The 17889-nt window shown below is 60.1% G+C and carries 15 protein-coding genes; 5 read left to right on the top strand and 10 right to left on the bottom strand.

The window, feature by feature from the left end; translation table 11 throughout:
- Positions 1 to 25 precede the first annotated feature (25 nt).
- Entirely contained in the window at positions 26 to 1444 is a 1419-nt protein-coding gene (gene baeS / locus CD58_RS10380; protein ID WP_025212940.1) for a sensor histidine kinase efflux regulator BaeS, read from the top strand.
- A 3-nt stretch (positions 1445 to 1447) separates the two neighbouring features.
- Positions 1448 to 2131, top strand: coding sequence for a response regulator (locus CD58_RS10375; RefSeq protein ID WP_025212939.1), 684 nt, complete (start codon positions 1448 to 1450; stop codon positions 2129 to 2131).
- Between the two features lie 21 nt (positions 2132 to 2152).
- On the opposite strand, the gene CD58_RS10370 is transcribed toward CD58_RS10375, so the two are convergent.
- The 3 genes from CD58_RS10370 to CD58_RS10360 form a co-directional block, all read right to left on the bottom strand.
- Entirely contained in the window at positions 2153 to 2602 is a 450-nt protein-coding gene (locus CD58_RS10370; RefSeq protein ID WP_025212938.1) for a hypothetical protein, read from the bottom strand.
- 107 nt (positions 2603 to 2709) lie between these two features.
- On the bottom strand, positions 2710 to 3969 hold the full coding sequence (locus CD58_RS10365) for a HAMP domain-containing sensor histidine kinase (protein ID WP_025212937.1): 1260 nt from the start codon (positions 3967 to 3969) through the stop codon (positions 2710 to 2712).
- On the bottom strand, positions 3966 to 4652 hold the full coding sequence (locus CD58_RS10360; protein WP_025212936.1) for a response regulator transcription factor: 687 nt from the start codon (positions 4650 to 4652) through the stop codon (positions 3966 to 3968). The genes CD58_RS10365 and CD58_RS10360 overlap by 4 nt, the downstream gene beginning before the upstream one ends.
- A 224-nt stretch (positions 4653 to 4876) precedes the next feature.
- Between CD58_RS10360 and bamA the strand changes: the two genes are divergently transcribed.
- From bamA to CD58_RS10345, 3 genes are all read left to right on the top strand, one after another.
- Positions 4877 to 7243 carry an outer membrane protein assembly factor BamA gene (gene bamA / locus CD58_RS10355; protein ID WP_025212935.1) on the top strand — a complete coding sequence of 789 codons (2367 nt, stop codon included), beginning with the start codon at positions 4877 to 4879 and terminating at the stop codon, positions 7241 to 7243.
- A gap of 127 nt (positions 7244 to 7370) precedes the next feature.
- Positions 7371 to 7634: a hypothetical protein gene (locus CD58_RS10350; protein WP_025212934.1), complete on the top strand. Its 264-nt coding sequence runs from the start codon at positions 7371 to 7373 to the stop codon at positions 7632 to 7634.
- Positions 7635 to 7958: 324 nt separating this feature from the next.
- Positions 7959 to 9968: a DKNYY domain-containing protein gene (locus CD58_RS10345; protein WP_025212933.1), complete on the top strand. Its 2010-nt coding sequence runs from the start codon at positions 7959 to 7961 to the stop codon at positions 9966 to 9968.
- Positions 9969 to 10095: 127 nt separating this feature from the next.
- Here CD58_RS10345 and CD58_RS10340 read toward each other — a convergent pair whose 3' ends face one another.
- The 7 genes from CD58_RS10340 to CD58_RS10310 all read right to left on the bottom strand — a co-directional run bounded on the left by CD58_RS10340 (position 10096) and on the right by CD58_RS10310 (position 17840).
- Complete coding sequence (locus CD58_RS10340) at positions 10096 to 10809, bottom strand: SDR family NAD(P)-dependent oxidoreductase (protein ID WP_025212932.1); 714 nt, start codon at positions 10807 to 10809, stop codon at positions 10096 to 10098.
- A gap of 43 nt (positions 10810 to 10852) precedes the next feature.
- Positions 10853 to 11509 (bottom strand): DsbA family oxidoreductase, encoded by a 657-nt coding sequence (locus CD58_RS10335; RefSeq protein ID WP_025212931.1) that lies wholly within the window; start codon positions 11507 to 11509, stop codon positions 10853 to 10855.
- A complete protein-coding gene (locus CD58_RS10330; RefSeq protein ID WP_025212930.1) occupies positions 11506 to 11721 on the bottom strand; it encodes a tautomerase family protein in 216 nt (71 codons plus the stop codon). The genes CD58_RS10335 and CD58_RS10330 overlap by 4 nt, the downstream gene beginning before the upstream one ends.
- Positions 11722 to 11925: 204 nt before the next feature.
- Entirely contained in the window at positions 11926 to 13548 is a 1623-nt protein-coding gene (locus tag CD58_RS10325) for an acyl-CoA synthetase (RefSeq protein WP_025212929.1), read from the bottom strand.
- Positions 13549 to 13682: 134 nt separating this feature from the next.
- Positions 13683 to 15239 carry an aminomethyl-transferring glycine dehydrogenase subunit GcvPB gene (gene gcvPB, locus CD58_RS10320; RefSeq protein WP_025212928.1) on the bottom strand — a complete coding sequence of 519 codons (1557 nt, stop codon included), beginning with the start codon at positions 15237 to 15239 and terminating at the stop codon, positions 13683 to 13685.
- Positions 15236 to 16639 (bottom strand): aminomethyl-transferring glycine dehydrogenase subunit GcvPA, encoded by a 1404-nt coding sequence (gcvPA, locus tag CD58_RS10315; protein ID WP_025212927.1) that lies wholly within the window; start codon positions 16637 to 16639, stop codon positions 15236 to 15238. The genes gcvPB and gcvPA overlap by 4 nt, the downstream gene beginning before the upstream one ends.
- Positions 16640 to 16673: 34 nt before the next feature.
- Positions 16674 to 17840 carry an ATP-NAD kinase family protein gene (locus CD58_RS10310; RefSeq protein ID WP_025212926.1) on the bottom strand — a complete coding sequence of 389 codons (1167 nt, stop codon included), beginning with the start codon at positions 17838 to 17840 and terminating at the stop codon, positions 16674 to 16676.
- Positions 17841 to 17889 lie beyond the last annotated feature (49 nt).

The raw sequence follows: 17889 nt of genomic DNA, 5'->3' as shown, positions 1-17889 counted from the left end.
GAATCTTCATCGCACCAGGGCCTAAATGGATGGGCCATTCCTCGACCTGCCCGAGCCTATGAAACTGAGCATCTCCACCAAGCTGTTTATTGCCGTAATGGCCAGCGTGCTGTTTGTCATCCTGAGCATGGGCGTGGCCAACGGCTGGAGCTTCGGCAAAGGCTTCCTGGACTACCTCAACGAACAAGCCCTGGTGCGCATGACGCCGGTACTGCCGCGCCTGGCCAACGCCTACGAGCGCGAAGGCAACTGGGAATTCCTGCGCAACCAGCCGGATCGGTGGTTCGAGCTGCTGCGCCCGGAACCGGGCGAAAACGCCACTGATCCTCAGCGGCCACCCATGCCCATGTCCGACCTGACCGGCGCGGTGTTTCGCATTGCCTTGCTGGACCCACAAAAGCAACTGGTGATGGGCTATTCGGCGATTGCCGACGACGCCCTGATGCGCCCGATCGAGGTCGCCGGCAAAACCGTCGGCTGGTTGGCGGTGACCCCGTTCCAGAACGTGACCGAAGCCGGGGGCGAACGCTTTCGCCAGTACCTGGTGCGCACCAGCCTGGCCGTGGGCGTGTTCTCGCTGCTGTTGGCGATGCTGATCGCCTGGTGGATCGCCCGCACCCTACTCGACCCGGTCAAGCGGGTGGCGGCCGCCACGCACCGGTTGGCCGCCGGGGAATACAACAACCGGGTATCGGTGTCTTCCAATGACGAAGTCGGCCAGTTAGCCCGTGACTTCAATCAACTGGCGTATACCCTGGAGCGCAATGAAAAAATGCGCCGGGAGTTCATGGCCGATGTGTCCCATGAACTGCGCACCCCGTTGTCAGTGCTGCGCGGTGAACTGGAAGCCATCGAAGACGGCGTACGTACCCTCGATCAATCCTCGATGAAATCGCTGCAAAACGAAGTCGGCATGCTCAGCAAACTGGTGGATGACCTGTATGAATTGTCCCTGGCCGACGTGGGTGCGCTGACTTACCGCAAGCGCGAATGCGATCTCAACGAACTGCTGGACGGCTGCGCGGCAATGTTCCAGGAGCGTTGCAACGCCCGGCACTTGCGGTTAGAGCTGGAGTTGCCGACATCACCGCTACGGGTCGAGGCCGACCCCAAGCGTTTGCAGCAACTGTTCGGCAATCTGCTGGAAAATGCCGTGCGCTACACCGATGAAAGCGGTGTGCTGCGCGTGCGTGCCGCCAGCGAGGGCGACATCGTGCGCGTCGACTTCCTTGATTCCGGCCCCGGGGTCGAGACGGACCAATTGCCGCGGTTGTTCGAGCGTTTCTACCGCGGCGAAACCTCACGTAATCGCGCCAGCGGCGGCGCCGGCCTGGGGCTCGCCATTTGCCACAGCATCGCCCTGGCCCATGGCGGCAGTCTCAGTGCCGATCACTCGCCATTGGGCGGCCTTTGGCTGACCCTGCGCCTGCCAAGGAACGCCTGAACCATGGCCAACGACAGCCCGATCCTGATCGTCGAAGACGAACCCAAGCTGGCGGCGTTGATGCGCGACTACCTGATCGCCGCCGGCTATGTGACCCAGTGTCTGGATAATGGGCTTCAAGTCGTGCCGGCGGTGCGTGCCAACGAGCCTCGGTTGATCCTGCTCGACCTGATGCTGCCGGGGTGCGACGGCCTGCACGTGTGCAGGGAGCTGCGGAGCTTTAGCGCCGTACCAATCATCATGATCACCGCCCGCGTCGAGGAAGTGGATCGCCTGCTCGGGTTGGACCTGGGGGCCGACGACTACATCTGCAAACCCTTCAGCCCCCGCGAAGTGGTGGCCAGGGTCAAGGCGATCCTGCGGCGCAGCCCGAATTTCCTGACCTCTGCGACGCCGCGCCTGCTCATTGACGAAGAGCAGTATCAGGCGTCCCTCGATGGCATCGCACTGGACCTTACCCCCCTGGAACTGCGTCTGCTCAGCACCCTCGCCCGTTCCCCGGGGCGGGTGTTTTCCCGGGATCAGTTGCTCGACAGGATCTATTCCGATCATCGGGTGGTCACTGATCGTACCGTCGACAGCCATATCCGTAATCTGCGGCGCAAGCTCGAACAGGCTTGCCCAGGAGACCAGCCGATCGAGTCGTTGTATGGGGTGGGTTATCGGTTTCAGCTCGGCGAATCCTGAAGCATCGCTTCGAAATCGAGCTTATTGTTCTGCCGCATAGATAACGGTTTGCGCGCTGTCGCCCCCAGCAGACCGACGGGTGAAGTAGGTATCGCCTTCGTCTGTCTGGATCTCATAGTCGGCCTTGCTGGCGGTCCGGCCCGATGCATCAGTGTGCTTGATGATCTTCAGCACCCGCTGGAACTTCACCCCTTGCGTACCGTTGTGGGCGGGGCCGGTAAGCACATTGACCTTCTGGAACCAGCCAGCATGCTTCTTGTTCGATACCAGGGTGCCGCTCAGTGCTTCAAAACGCTCCAAGCGGGTAAACCCCCAAAGTGTCTGCTCCTCGACCACCTTGCCCGCAGTGGCGGAGCCCGTGAAGACAAACAGGTTAAGGCCCGGATTGTCTTCGCAGAAGAAGTCATAAGGCACCAGACCGTCGACCATTCTCTTGCCGGGAACGAAGCCCTTCTTATGAACCAGAAACATGACCACCTCCACGCTAAAACATCAGCAAACGCTGAGTAAGTTTGAGCGGGAAGTCTACTGAGGCGAGGCGTACAGAGCCGTCAAGCCAATGTAATATCGTGTAAAGATCACGCTCGACGGGGCAAGCTGATTGCCACGGTCAGCCCGCCGGTCGGCTCGTTGCGCGCCACGATCGTGCCGCCATGTATTTCCACGGCCCTTGAAGCGATGGCCAGGCCCAGGCCGAAACCGGTACTGGCCTCGTTCAGGCCACGCTCGAACGGATGGAAAATGCCCTGCAATCGTTCGTTCTCAACCCCCGGCCCCTGATCGGTAATCTGCACCGTCAGGCAGCCTGCCTCGGGGTTCGCCTCAGCCACGACCAGCACCGTCGTATTCGGCCGGGTATGGCGCACCGCGTTTCGAATGACGTTCTCGAAGCAACGGTACAACAACTCACCGCTGACATGGCTGACAAATGCCGGACACGCCTGCAGGCTGACGCGGCAACCTTTCATTCCTGCTTCGAATTGCGCGTCCTCGACGATCACCGACAGCAATTCGGTGATGTCGATGGGCTCGCGCTCGATACTCTCAGGCCGTCCCTGCATACGCGCCAGGGTCAACAAGGCCTCGATCAGCGTATCCATGCGCAGCGATTCGCGATCGATGCGTTCCACCATTTCCAGGCGCGCCGGATCCTGCTGCAGCAGCCCGATCGCCGCTTGCATGCGCGTCAACGGCGAGCGCAATTCATGGGAGATGTCGTGCAACAGGTGTTGCTGGGCTTCTACCAGCAGTTTCAACTGATTGGCCATTCGGTCGCAGTCCTCGGCCAGATCGACGATTTCGTCGCGGCGCGCGCCCATCATCGGCTTGACCCGGGCTTCGAAGCGCCCTTGGGCCACATCGCTCATGGCCCGCCGCAGATACGCCAACGGCCATGCCAGGTAGAACGCCATATACCCGCTGAACAGCGCACTCATGACCGTGCCGATGATCAAAGGCGTCCAGGGGCTCGGCCCTTTGTCACGTTTCTGCCCCGGGGGATGGGTAGATTTGAGCGACAACGTGACTCCGTCCTTGCCGACGACCGCTCGCTCATAGGCCGGTTGCGCAATCGCCTCCCCGGCCAACAGTTGACCGGCTCGGTCATATACGCCAATGGCCTGGTCATCAGGGTGCTCCCAGACCGCCAGGAGTTGGCGACCCGACTCGACACCAAACTGACGCAGGAGCTGTTCTTCACTGGCCAGGATGGTTTCCAGATGAGGATCCCCAGGCTTGGCACTGCCCATTACCAGCAAGCCCAAACCGACCAAAAACGTCAAGCTGGTAGAGAGCCAGAACGCCAGGAACAATTTCCAGAACAGCCGGCTGGGTTTCATCGTTCGGCGATCATCAAATAACCAAGGCCGCGCACGCTTTGAATCCAGGCTTTGGTATCGGGGCGTGGCCCCAGCTTGTGGCGAATGCTGCTGATGTGCACGTCGATGCGCCGGTCGTAACGGGTCAAGGGACACCCCAAGGCATTGAGGGACAGATCCTGCTTACTCACTACCTGCCCGGCACAGCGGGCCAGTTCTTCAAGCAAGCTGAATTCGGTACTGGTCACCGCCAGTTCGCGTCCATGCCATTGAGCCTGGCGCTTGCCGGGCCACATGACCAACGGGCCGGTCCTGATCACTTCGCAGGTGGGCTGATCCGTCGGCTGTACCCGGCGCATGATGGCCCGCAGACGCGCCACCAGCTCCCCCGGCGAGCTGGGCTTGGGCACATAATCATCGGCACCCAGCTCCAGACCGGTGATCTTGTCGATGTTGTCGCCACGGGCCGTGAGCAACACCACCGGCACCTGATTCACCGCCCGAATGCGCCTGAGCACTTCGATGCCCGACAACCCGGGCAACATCACATCCAACACCACGATGCTGTAGCGACCGGACAGCGCCTGGACCTCGCCCTCCTCGCCGGTATGCACGGCCGTCGCCTCAAAACCTTCACGCTCCAGGTATTGGCTGAGCATTCCGGTCAGTTCCTGGTCATCGTCGACAAGCAATACGCGGATCATGGGACGCTCTTGAGTGGAGGGGCTGCATTATCGCCCTTGCATGGCACAGCGTCATCGCCGTGAGCCAACCTTTACCTAACTTGACACTGGGTTAACCGCACCAAACGCACCGAGCTTTTATGCTGCACTTCCACCAGCCGGCTCGCTGCGCGGCTACTCGTCTCGCTGTGAGATATCCGCGCCCGCCTACGCTGCCTGTCGATGTGTCCTGGATAAAGATCTTGATGAAATTTTCGCGCCTGCTCTGCTCGGCTGCACTGCTGCTCAATGCCACACTTGCACACGCTCAAGGCTTCAAAATTTCCGACATACGTATCAACGGTCTTCAGCGTGTTTCCGCCGGCAGCGTATTCGGGGCCTTGCCCTTGAACGTGGGGGATGACGCCGATGAGCGGCGCCTGGTGGAGTCCACCCGCGCATTGTTCAAGACCGGTTTCTTCCAGGATATCCAACTGGGGCACGACGGTGATGTCCTGGTCATCACCGTCGTGGAGCGCCCGTCAGTGGCCAGTATCGAGATCGAAGGCAACAAGGCGATCTCCACCGAAGACCTGATGAAAGGCCTCAAGCAATCCGGCCTGGCCGAAGGCGAGATCTTCCAGCGCGCGACCCTCGAAGGTGTGCGTAACGAGCTGCAGCGTCAATACGTCGCCCAGGGGCGCTACTCGGCCACGGTCGATGCCGAAGTCATCGCGCAGCCCCGTAACCGTGTGGGCCTGAAAATCAAGATAGATGAAGGCACTGTCGCGGCCATCCAGCACATCAACGTGGTCGGCAGCACAGTTTTCCCCGATGAGGAGCTGATCGATCAATTCACCCTCAAGACCACCAACTGGCTGTCATTCTTCAAGAACGACGACAAGTACGCCCGTGAAAAACTCTCCGGTGACCTGGAGCGCTTGCGTTCCTACTACCTGGACCGCGGCTACATCAACATGGACATCGCTTCGACCCAGGTGTCCATCACCCCGGACAAGAAGCACGTCTACATCACCGTCAACATCACTGAAGGCGAGAAATACACCGTTCGCGACGTCAAGCTCAGCGGTGACCTGAAAGTGCCTGAAGAGCAGATCAAGTCACTGTTGTTGGTGCAGAAGGGCCAAGTGTTCTCGCGCAAAGTCATGACCACGACCTCGGACTTGATCACCCGTCGCCTGGGTAACGAGGGCTACACCTTCGCCAACGTCAACGGCGTGCCAACCCCACACACTGAAGACCATAGCGTCGACATCATCTTCGCCGTGGATCCGGGCAAGCGTGCCTACGTCAACCGTATCAACTTCCGGGGAAATACCAAGACCGAGGACGAAGTGCTGCGCCGTGAAATGCGCCAGATGGAAGGTGGCTGGGCATCGACTTACCTGATCGACCAGTCCAAGACCCGCCTGGAACGCCTGGGCTTCTTCAAGGAAGTCAACGTCGAGACCCCGGCAGTACCGGGCATCGATGACCAGGTCGATGTGAACTACAGCGTCCAAGAGCAAGCCTCCGGCTCGATCACCGCCAGCGTCGGCTTCTCCCAGAGCTCCGGCCTGATCCTAGGCGGCTCGATCACCCAGAACAACTTCCTCGGCACTGGCAACTATGCCAGCCTGGGCCTGACCCGCTCGTCTTATCAAAGCAAGTACAACATCGGCTTTACCGACCCCTATTTCACGCCAGACGGCGTGAGCCTGGGCTACAACGCGTTCTACAGCGCCACCGACTACAACGAGTACTACGATGACGACAATTCGTACTACTCCATCAATAGCTTTGGTGCCGGGACCACAGTGGGCTACCCGATCAATGAAACCTCACGCTTGAGCTTCGGCGTGACGGCGCAACATGACAGCATCGAAGCAGGCACCTACAGCTCTGATGAGATCTACGACTTTATCCAACGTGAAGGCAGCGAGTTCACCAACCTCAAGGCCACTATCGGCTGGTCGGAATCGACCCTGAACCGCGGCGTGCTGGCGAGCCGCGGCCACTCGCAAAACCTCAACCTGATGATGACTGTGCCGGGCAGCGACCTGAGCTTCTACAAGCTCGACTACACCGGGCAGACCTTTGTGCCGGTCACCGACGCCACCTCACTGCGTTTCCATACCAAGCTCGGTTATGGCAACAGCTACGGCTCGACCGACGGCCTGCCGTTCTACGAGAACTACACCGCCGGTGGCGAGGGCTCGGTGCGTGGCTTCGAAAGCGGCACCCTCGGCCCCCACAGCACCCCGGCCACCGGCACCTACGCCAGTGAAGGACAGCAGTATTATTCCGACCGGGACACCGAATCACTGGGCGGCAACATCCTCATCACTGGCGGCGTGGAATACCTGTTTCCGATGCCGTTCATCAAAGACAACAAATCCGTGCGCACCTCGGTCTTCTGGGACGTCGGCAGCGTGTACTCCAACAAGTGTTACCTGAGCACCACCCAGGGTTGCGACGGGGTCGACCTCGACCAGATGGCCAGTTCAGTCGGGGTTGGGGTGACTTGGTACAGTCCGCTGGGACCGTTGAGTGCCAACCTGGCCTTTCCAGTGCGCACACCTGAAAACGCGGATACACAGGTGTTTCAGTTTTCCATGGGGCAGACCTTCTAAACCTGCCGACTCGTCCTGGTCCGCAGACACGCCACTCATCAATAAATCTCAAAAACACCAAGCAGCGGCCGATACCCCTGATAAGACCCCAGTGACTGGGTTTCAGGATTGGAAGGCAGGGCCCGTAATGACTGACATTTATCTGCTGATAGCGCACGGCACGGATCAGGGCGAAGCCTACGTCCTGGGTTGGTTCGATGACAGAGCCAAAGCCAGGGAAGTGGCCGAGCAAAAAGAATGGGAGGCCTACCGCGCCAGTTTGAAGGCCGAACATCCTTGGTCAACCCACAAACCCTTGGCGCCAGACCAGACTGAGTATCGCCGCTATTGGATCAAGACCATTTCAAAGTTCGAGCATGTTCCGGTGCCAAGGTCCTGGGCGGTGCATTGATTTACCCATGAGTGAATATCCAACGAAACGAGCGTTGTCGAGGGTGGTCTAGAAGATTGAGCCCCCCTGATGAGAGCACTGTTATGTTGAAATTCCTTGGCGGTACCGTAGGCATCATTTTCATCATCGGCCTGATCGTGGTCATTGCGCTGTTCAAGTTCATCTTCTGATCACGGCAGCGTCGACCACTGGCCTGGTGCTTCATTGTCTCAGGCGTGAAAAGGCCCAATCTTTTTAGATTGGGCCAAGCTATTGCGATCATGGATTTGTTTACACTGGTCAGGCCGTCTTCGGCCAACCACCAGACGTTCAGGTCGCAATAACATGACAAGCATAGAAACGGCTATTGCTGACTGGGAACCGCTGAACCTTGAATGGCATCAAGGCTTCGCCTTCATGGACGGTGCGCTGCTGGGCGACGGGCAAGTGCCTGATGTGTACATCCTGCTCAACCCTGAAGGCATGCAACCCCGCGAGCTAGCCCAGTGCGCCAGCGATGGGCACTATCCGCCCTCCCCCTTGCTCGCCGGCCAGCCGGTCTGGCGGCATCGACGCAATCCTCAAGTCCTGCGCGATACGCTGCGGGATTACTACCTGCTTCCCGCTTACCTGGAGCGCCACGGTTACCACGTGCTTCATGCACTACCGTTTCGTTTCGACAAGGGCCTGGAAAGTCTGGGCTACCAATACTGGCGGGATAGAACCGGCGCCTATTGGTTGGGCGAATACTCGATCACTGAAATCCCACAGGCAAGACCCGACAGTCTTGCCCTGTTGGAATCATCGCCGGCATCGGTAACTGCCGCTTGCGCGCTGTTCAGTGATGGCGAGAATATCTTTTTGCATGGGCAATGGATCGCCAGCGCCACGGCCCGGGTTCGTTATTGCAATCACCCGTCCTATCGAGTGATCGACGATCAGGTCTACAAGGGCTTCAAGCCTTTGCACCAGAAAGACGGCTCGCCGCTGCCTATCGCCAACCCGCACGACTTCCAGATGCTCGCCCGCCGCTGGGGAACGGATGGACAGTCGATCATCGTGCAAGCGCAGCAAGGCTCGAGCGTTTCATACGAATACTTCTACCGCATCGACAATGTCGACCTGGCAACCTTCAGCGTGCTTAACGAACGCTACGCCAAAGACCACCAACGGGCCTATTATCTGACCGGAAAAACCATTCGCTACGTGGGCGATTTTCACCTGCTCAAGTGCTGGCAGCCGGCGTTCGATGCCTGCGGTCGCGTGGTCAGCGCCAGCGAACGCGAGGATGAGTATTTTGCCGTGGACGACAAGTACGTCTACGCAGCCGGGACCCGTCTGCGTGATGCCCATGGCCCGAGTTTTCGTCACCTGGGGTTCGACTATTACCGTGATCACCAGCACGTCTACCGGCGTCAAAAACGCCTCGATGTCGACGTAGAGAGCTTCGTAGTAACCCAGCTCTATCAGAATGAGCAGGATTACTCGCCCGTGCTGGTCGGTGACAAGCACGGCCCGCTGGGCTCTGGCGGCGTCATCGATGCGGCCATGCAACAGGCATGGGCTCCTTACTTCGAGGCACATCCGCAGTTGGAGGACTATTGGTGGCACCGCTTACAGGCACTGCCTGAAGAGCCGCAAGTGCACGCAGAATCGGCGCCCTTACGCGCCATCGGCCTCGGTTTCGAGCTGGGCCGCCAGGTGTATTTCCACGGTCGCGTTATCAGCGGGCTGGACGCGGCGAGTTTCAGAGTATTGGACACGCACCTGTGTGGCGACGCCAACGGCTTGTATCTGATCCCATACCATAATGCCGACACTGAAGTACCCGAACGGTTTTCCCCGGAATCGGCGGAGCATTTTCGCTCACTCGGCTCACCCTACCTGACCGACGGCAAGACCGTGTTCTGTCACCGGGTTTTTTACCATCCCCCGGAACCGATTCGTAAGGCACAAGCGGCCTCTTTCGAGTCCTGCGGGCATGGCTGGGCCAAGGATCGAGACACCGTGTATTACTACGGCGAGGCGAAAAAACGTCTCCACCCCTCGAATACTCGAATGCTTGGTACTTATGCGGTCAGTCCTACATTGATCTTCTCGGAGGGCAAGCTGCTGGATCTGGCGTTCGATCCTGATGAGGTCCGCGTACCACATCCCGATTTCCTGCAACTGGGTACGCGCAAGTTGTTCTGTCATCGACGTCCGCTGAGCGCCAAACGTATCGACCTGGCCACCCTCGAATTCCTGAATGACCGCTACGCCCGTGACAGGCACCGAATCTACCATTACGACGGTTATGCAACGCTGACCGAAGTCGATGAAGCGCAGTATCGGGAATCCCTCAGCCATCGATGATCAGCGCCTCTTTGTTTTTTTCGTAGGGGCTTCTTACGATTGGTGCAGGCGACCCTTGGCTGCCTCAGGTTTACCCTGAAACATGTCCAAGCGCCGCCTGCCGGGTGGCGAAACGACTCTGTCGTGATCAATGACCGGCGCTTTGTCCACCGTCAACGTGGAGGATTTCCCCGGTGACGAAAGCCGCGCTGTCCAGATACAGGACCGCGCCCACGATGTCCTCGACTTCACCCATGTGGCCGACCGGGTGCAAACTGCCCAGTGCAGCATGGGTTTCCTCGCTGTGCATCGGGGTCTTGATGATGCCGGGCGAAACGGCGTTGACCCGAATCCCGCGCTTGGCGTACTCAATGGCCAGCGACTTGGTGGCAGCGTTCATGCCACCCTTCGTCAGCGAGGCCAGCACCGAGGGCACGCCTTGCACCGCGTGGTCGACCAGCGTGGTGGTGATGCTGACCACATGACCGCCGTCGCCTTGTTTTTCCATTTGCGCGATGGCCTGTTGCGACATGTGGAAGAAACTGCCCATGTTGGTGGCCACGACGTTTACATAGTCTTCGAGGGTGTAATCGGTGAAAGGCTTGGCAAGGAACACCCCGGCATTGTTGACCAGCGTATCGATGCGACCGAAGCGGGCCACGCCTTCGCGGATGATGCGCTCGGCAGTGGCGGGATCGGCGATGTCACCGGCCACGGTAAGGATGTCCGGATCGCTCGATGGCTTGATCGACCGGGAAGTCGCAACCACCTGATAGCCCAGTTTACGGAATCCCTCGACAATGCCAGCGCCGAGGCCTTGGGAAGCACCGGTAACAACAACGACTTTTTTTGCATGACTCATGATGATTTCTCGCTCAGTAAAAATGGATGGATAAGTTGTTTAATCAGGCCTCGGCGGGCTCTTGTGCAAGCTGCCGGAGGACCTCTTCGTAATGCTCGACCGACTGTGACCCTGTAATCAGCTGGCGCCCGTTCACCACCATTGCCGGCACCGAATCGATTCCCCGCTGATGGTAGAAACGCTCCAGCTCCCGCACTTCGACGGCGTACGTGCCCTCTGCCAACACCTTGCGTGCGCCAGCCGTGGAAAGCCCCGCCTCACCGGCCAGGCGCACCAGGGTTTCCCGTTCGCTGATGTCCTGGCCGTCGGTGAAATACGCCCTGGTCAGAACCTTGTTCAGCGCGACTTGAAGCCGCTCTTCCACCGCCCACAACAACAAGCGATGGGCATCGAAGGTGTTGTAGAAGTGGCTGCGTTTTTCCAGATCGAACTTGAAACCAATGGCCTTGCCGCGAGCGATGATCATTTCATTGCGAGAAGCGACCTGCTCGGCGCTGCGGCCGTACTTGCGCATCATGTGCGTGACCGCGTTTTCACCCTCGGCGGGCATGTCCGGGTTCAGCTCGAAGGGCTTGAACGTCAGCTCGACAGCAACCTGGCCGGCGAGATTGCCAATCGCCTGATCCAGCGCCGTTACCGCCAGCGCGCACCAAGGGCACACCACGTCCGACACGAAATCGATACTGACCGTACGCGTCATGATTTCGACTCCGCCAGCTGCTTGCGGTACTGCGTGGTGGTCATACCGGCATAGCCCCAGCTATCGGTGTCGACCTCGTCAATGACGATGTGGGTCAGGCGCGGATCCTTGTCGAGCACCGTCTGCATGGTCCGGGTGATCTCGGCGATCACCTGGGCCTTCTGCTCCTGGGTAACGCCATCGCGGGTGATACGAACGCTGATGAAAGGCATGGGACAGTCTCCAGTGAGCCCCCCGCCGGAATGGCGGGGCGGCGACATGGAGTGGATGGTAAGAAGTTACATGGCGGGGGATAAAGGTGTGGCGGGGAACTTCATTTGTGATGCGGTGTAATGAATCCGTCCATCGCTGAGCGGCGAGCCATGTGCGTGTCCCGATTGCGAAAAGTGCCGGTCATCGGTCAAGTGGGTTCCTTTTCAGAGTGCCTTGGCCCAGTCGCGCAACACGTACTTCTGGATCTTGCCCGTCGAGGTTTTTGGCAACTCGCTGAACACCACGGTTTTCGGCAGCTTGAACCCTGCCAGATGCTCACGACAGAAGCGGATGATGTCGGCTTCCCGAATATCCTGGCAGTCGGCTTTGAGGGTGATGTAGGCGCATGGGGTTTCACCCCATTTTTCGTCCGGACGGGCGACCACCGCCGCTTCCAGTACCGCCGGGTGACGATACAGAACGCCCTCAACCTCGATGGTGGAAATATTCTCTCCGCCCGAGATGATTATGTCCTTGAGACGATCCTTGATTTCGACATAGCCGTCCGGGTGACGAACCGCCAGGTCGCCGGTATGAAACCAGCCACCCTGGAATGCCTCACGGGTGGCCTCGGGGTTCTTCAGGTAACCCTTCATCACCGTGTTGCCGCGCATGAAGACTTCGCCGACGCTGATCCCATCGCAAGGCACCGGCTCCAGGGTCTGCGGATCAGCGACCATCAGGCCTTCCAGCGTCGGATAGCGCACGCCTTGGCGTGACTTGATCTTCGCCCGCTCATCGAGCGGTTGCTCATCCCATTGCGCGTGCCAGGCACAAACGGTCACGGGGCCGTAAACCTCGGTCAAACCATACACGTGGGTAATCTTGATGCCCATTTCCTCCACCGCACCGATGACCTTGGCCGGCGGCGCGGCGCCCGCCACCATGGCGTTTACCGGGTGATCGATAGTGACCTTGGCCGAGTCCGGCAGGTTGACCAGCGCGTTGAGCACAATGGGCGCGCCGCACAGGTGGCTGACCTGGTGTTGATTGATCAGGATGAGGATTTTCTCAGGCTCCACGCGGCGCAAAAACACATGGGTGCCGGCCAGTGCGGTAACGGTCCATGGGTAGCACCAGCCATTGCAATGGAACATTGGCAGCGTCCAGAGGTACACCGGATGATTGCCCATGGCCCAGGTCATCTGATTGCCCAGCGAATTGAGATAGGCGCCACGGTGGTGATAAATCACGCCTTTCGGGTTGCCGGTGGTGCCGGACGTGTAGTTGAGGGCGATGGCTTGCCATTCGTCCTCAGGCCATTGCCAGGCGAATTGCGGGTCGCCTTCAGCGAGGAAGCCTTCATAGTCCAGATCGCTGAGCGCTTGGCCTTCGCCATACTCGGGGTCGTCCACATCGACCACCAGAGGCGGCTTGGACAGCAGGCTCAGGGCCTCACGGATCACCTCGTGGAATTCACGGTCGGTGATCAACACCTTGGCTTCACCGTGCTCCAGCATGAAGGCAATGGCGGGCGCATCCAGCCGTACATTGAGGGTGTTGAGAACGGCGCCAATCATTGGCACAGCAAAGTGCGCTTCAAGCATGGCCGGGATGTTGGGCAGCATCACCGCGACCGTATCCCCCTTGCCGATACCCCGCCCACTGAGCGCGCCGGCCAGGCGCCGGCAGCGCTCATAAGTCTGTTGCCAGTTGCGCCGTACCGCGCCGTGGATCACCGCCGGATACTCACCGTAGACCGAGGCCGTGCGCTCGATGAAGCTCAGGGGCGAGAGCGCGACATGATTGACTGGCGAGGGCGCCAGGCCCGTTTCGAAAATCGACATGAGGTTTTCCTGTGGGGAAGTCCCTAGCCGCGTAGCACGCCTGGGGCACTTCCAATGGCTGATTGTTGGCTCTGAACAGGTGTGGATCACGGCCCCGCCTGATCAACGGGGCGTTGCATCGGTGAACCGCTGGTTCAAGCCGTACGTTTATCGTTCTTGCGCACGTACGAGCGCCAGGTCATGGCCCAGTGTTGCGGGTCTTCCAGTGGCGCGCTCTTGAGCCGGTGGATCGCCTGGTTATGCGGCGAGGTTTTGACGATCTCGGGATTAGAGTAGGCCTCGTCGGAGATTCGCGCGAGCACCGCGATCCAGGTGTCCAGCGCTTCCTTGCCATACATTTCGCCCGGTTCCGGGGTGAACGGCTCGGGCACCAGCCACGGGTGGTGGCTGCTCCACATCGGATCAATACCGAAATCACTCATGCGGTTCTGCACATCGTGGACATCCACCCCGGTGTCTTCCTTGAGTTGCTCAAGGCTGTAGCGCGTCATTTCCATCCGCGGACTCGTGGCCTCGGGATGGGAACGGGTGACGCCGCGAATGGCCAGCAGGCCTTTTTCCATGTAGTTGTTGGCCAGCACGGAAATGTCCGAGGCCTCGGCCATACCCGCCGCCCCCATGGCGCGGGACCAGGCGTAGGCCTTGAGAATCACCGGGACATTGCCCCAGAACTCGCGGATCTTGCCGCAGCTTTGTGGACGGTCATGGTCGAGGCGATAGCGCTCACCGTCAAAGGCGACCACGGGCGCAGGCAAGAACGGGGCGAGTTCCGCCGAGCAGCCATAAGCCCCCACAGCGGGGCCGCCGACGCCACTCTTGGGCGCGCCGAAGGTCTTGTGCAGCATGAACATGCAGGCATCGAACCCGAGTTCGCGGGCGCGGATTTTGGTCATCGCGCCATTGAAGTTGGCGTGATCGTAGAAGCACAGGCCTCCGGCCTCATGCACCACGCGCACCCATTCGCGCATCTCGGGGTTGTAGACGCCCATGTCGTCGGGGTTGTTCACCATCAACGCGGCAGTGCGGTTGGACACGGCAGCCTTCAGCGATTCGAGCGACGGATAGCCGTTTTCCTCGATCATCAGCGTGATGACCTTGAACCCCGCCGCCGCAGCCGTCGCGGCACTGCTGGGGTGTGTCTGGATGGTGGTAATGATCTCGTCACGCTGGGCCAGTTCCCCACGGGACGCATGGTAGGCCCGGGTCACGGCGCAACTGGTGTAGGCCGCGTCGGCACCGCCGCCGGCCTGGAAGATGAACTGATCCATCCCGGACAACTCGCGCAGGATGGTGTCCATGCCATGCACCACTTCCAGCGCGCCTTGCAGGGTGTCTTCATCCTGATAGGGATGCACGTGGGTGATTTCCGGACGCCAGGCCATGGCCTCGTTGATCTGCGCGTTGTACTTCATGGTGCAAGTGCCGAACAGGCTGATGTTCATCATCCCCAGGGTCTGCTGCGACAGGCGCAAGTAGTGATACAGCACTTCGGGCTCGGACATTTCCGGCAACGCCGGTTTGCGCGAGCGGCGCATGGTCGCGGGAATCAAATCAGCGGCGCTGCCGACCGCTGTTTGAACGTCGGCTTCGACATCGGAAAAAATCACACCGCGGCGGCCGGGATAGCCCATTTCCATAATGACCGGTTCGCTCCAGACGGGGGCGTGGTATTCCTTGAGTGTGGTGTTCATTGTGCGATTACCTTTTTGAGTGCAGCGGTCAGACGCTCGATATCTGCCTGGGTGTGAATCTCGGTGACGCAATACAGGGCACTGGCGCCCAGCTCCGGGAAGTCCTGCGTCAGGTCTTTGCCGCCGAAGATCCCGAGTGCGAGCAGCTGCTTGTTGATGTCTTTCACGCTGAGCCCGGTGGCCTCGAAATTGACCACGAACTCCTTGAAGAAACCGGACGGGAATGTCACGCCTACCCCTGGAATTTCAGCCAGCAATTTGGCGGCGTAGTGAGCCCGTTGCAGGATCGCCTTGCCCACGTCTTCAAAGCCCTGCGGCCCCATCATCGCCATGTACACGGCGTTGGCGATGGCCCACATGTACACCGAGTGGCCGGTCCAGTCGTTACCCTTGTCACGCAAGCCATAGGACGATTGCTCGAACAGGCTCAGGCCAAAACCGTATTCGCCGGGCTTGGTGGTCTCGGCGATGCTGATGAACAGCGTCGGATACTGATGCGCATAGAGTGCTTCGTCGCGGGTTGCAATGAAGCCGCTGACGCCGCCGCCGCAATTCATGTGCACGCCGAGCGGCTGCGTGGTACCGACCACGATGTCCGCGCCGAAATCGATGGGTGCCGCCAGCACGCCCAAAGAGATAGGGTCGACACCGACGATCACTTCGGCGCCCGCCGCATGGGCAATCGCCGCAATCTCGCCGCCTTGTTGTTCGATCACCCCGAAGTAGGACGGGGTTTCGAAATAGACGGCGGCGGTTTGTGCACCGATCGAGGCGCGCAGGTGATCGAGGTCGAGCAAACCGGTGTTCGGGTCATAGTCGACGAGGCGTACGACGATGTGGCTCGGCATGTCGACCGGTTCGCAGTAATTGCGAATGATCGACAGTCGCTCCGGGTCGATGGCACGGACCACCGCCACTTCGTTGCGCCCGGTGATGCGTGTGGCCATGCGGATGGCGTGGCCGGCGGCACAACCCCAACTGCGCACGGGCAGGCCGACCAGGTCCATATTCAGTAGCTCGCCGAGCTGGCTGCAGAACTCGAACCAAGCCTGGTTGCGCCCGTGGTCGGAACTCGGCTCACCGAACACCGACGTCAGCCATTCATTGCGCCGTACCACCTCGTCGCAGGCCGCCGGAACGTGGTGCTGCCAACAGCCGGCGCCAAGGAAGTTGAGGTTCTGCTCGCAGGTCTTGTTCTTCGACAACGTACTGACCAAGTGTCGGCGCAGCTCACTTTCGTTCAGTGCCGGCGGCAGGTTGATCGGCCGTTGCAGGCGATGTTCCTCGGGGATTTGCTGGAACAGTGCCTCAATGCTGTCGACACCAATGGAGTCCAGCATCTCCTGCTTGAGGGCGGGTACGGAGTTCGCCATGTAGGGGTGGGCGACATGATTGCTCATGGGGTTATCCTCGGTTTTCGGATGGAACAAATGGTCAGGATCGAACCCTGAAGACGACGGACCGGTCAGGTCCTGTGTGTACGCGTATATGGCCGCTGAGCGCGGCGTCGACTTGAGCGTCGCCGGTGTCGACGCGCAAGCAACCGGCGTCGAGGGAGAGCAGCTTGTCCATCGAGGCGATCACGATGAGGTGCTCGCGCCCTGCCCGGCGGATGACCTCGGCGCTGATCTGCTGATTGCCACGGCCGAACAAGCTGCCATGCCCACCAAGGACGCCGACGATGATGCGGGCCTCATAGCCCTCCATCAGCCGGATCAACTGGTGCTCGTTGAGGTCAGAACCCACCAGCGCGCGGTTCAGCACGGCATCGACACCCAGCAGCGTCGATGGCAGGCCGAGTTCGGTCATCACGCGCCGCGTGGTGGTGCCGGGCCCCAACAGGTACAGGCAGCCCGGCTGCATCTCTCGAACGACCTGCCGACAGGCAGCGTCCAGCGCCAGGTTGTCACTGGAGATAGAGCCGGACTTGGCGTTTTGTACGAGGAGACGTTCATAAGGGCTGCGTGCGTAGCCATAGAGCTGCGCCGACACCTGGTCATTTCGCGTGGCCGCTTCATCGATGTCCATCACCTCGGCCTCGCGAAAGCGCACCGAAGGCTCGCCGGCAACAAAGCGTGCAGCAACGTTTCCAGCGTTTTCGGGATTGGTACCGAAGACGGCGGAATACATTTTCACGCCCGTCGGGATACCGAGGATCGGCACCCGGTCACCGACCATTCCCAGCACATCCCGCGCCGTGCCATCACCACCGGCGAAAAGCAGTAGATCAACATTGGCGTAGGCCATGACAATCGCCGCGCTCCGCGTGTCATCGGCTTGACTCGATTCGGAGGTTGAGCGGTAGACGACGATAGGATCGAGACCAGCGGCGCGTGCAACGTCTTCGCCCAACGCGCCAGAGCCGGTGAGCAAGCGAAAAGGTATGGTCGAGGCAGCCAGGCGTTTGAGCGCAAGCACGGCGCGCTCGCTGGAGACCGGCCGCGCACCACGCCGTCGCGCCTCTAGCAGGACGTAGGGGCCGTCGGTGCCCTTCAAACCCACCGGACCGCCCATGCCCGCAACAGGATTGACGATCAGCCCGAGGGTTTTGCCCTGGCCGACGCTGGTGACTGAACTCTCGGGATCGCGCTGCTCACACATTGCTCGGTATCCTGTGCTGAAGAGCGGCGTCATCGGCACTGAAGAAACA

The organism is Pseudomonas brassicacearum, from assembly GCF_000585995.1.
Classification (GTDB): Bacteria; Pseudomonadota; Gammaproteobacteria; order Pseudomonadales; family Pseudomonadaceae; genus Aquipseudomonas; species Aquipseudomonas brassicacearum_A.
Note: the sequence above shows the minus strand (reverse complement) of the source record. Positions and strands in the feature narration are given on the sequence as shown.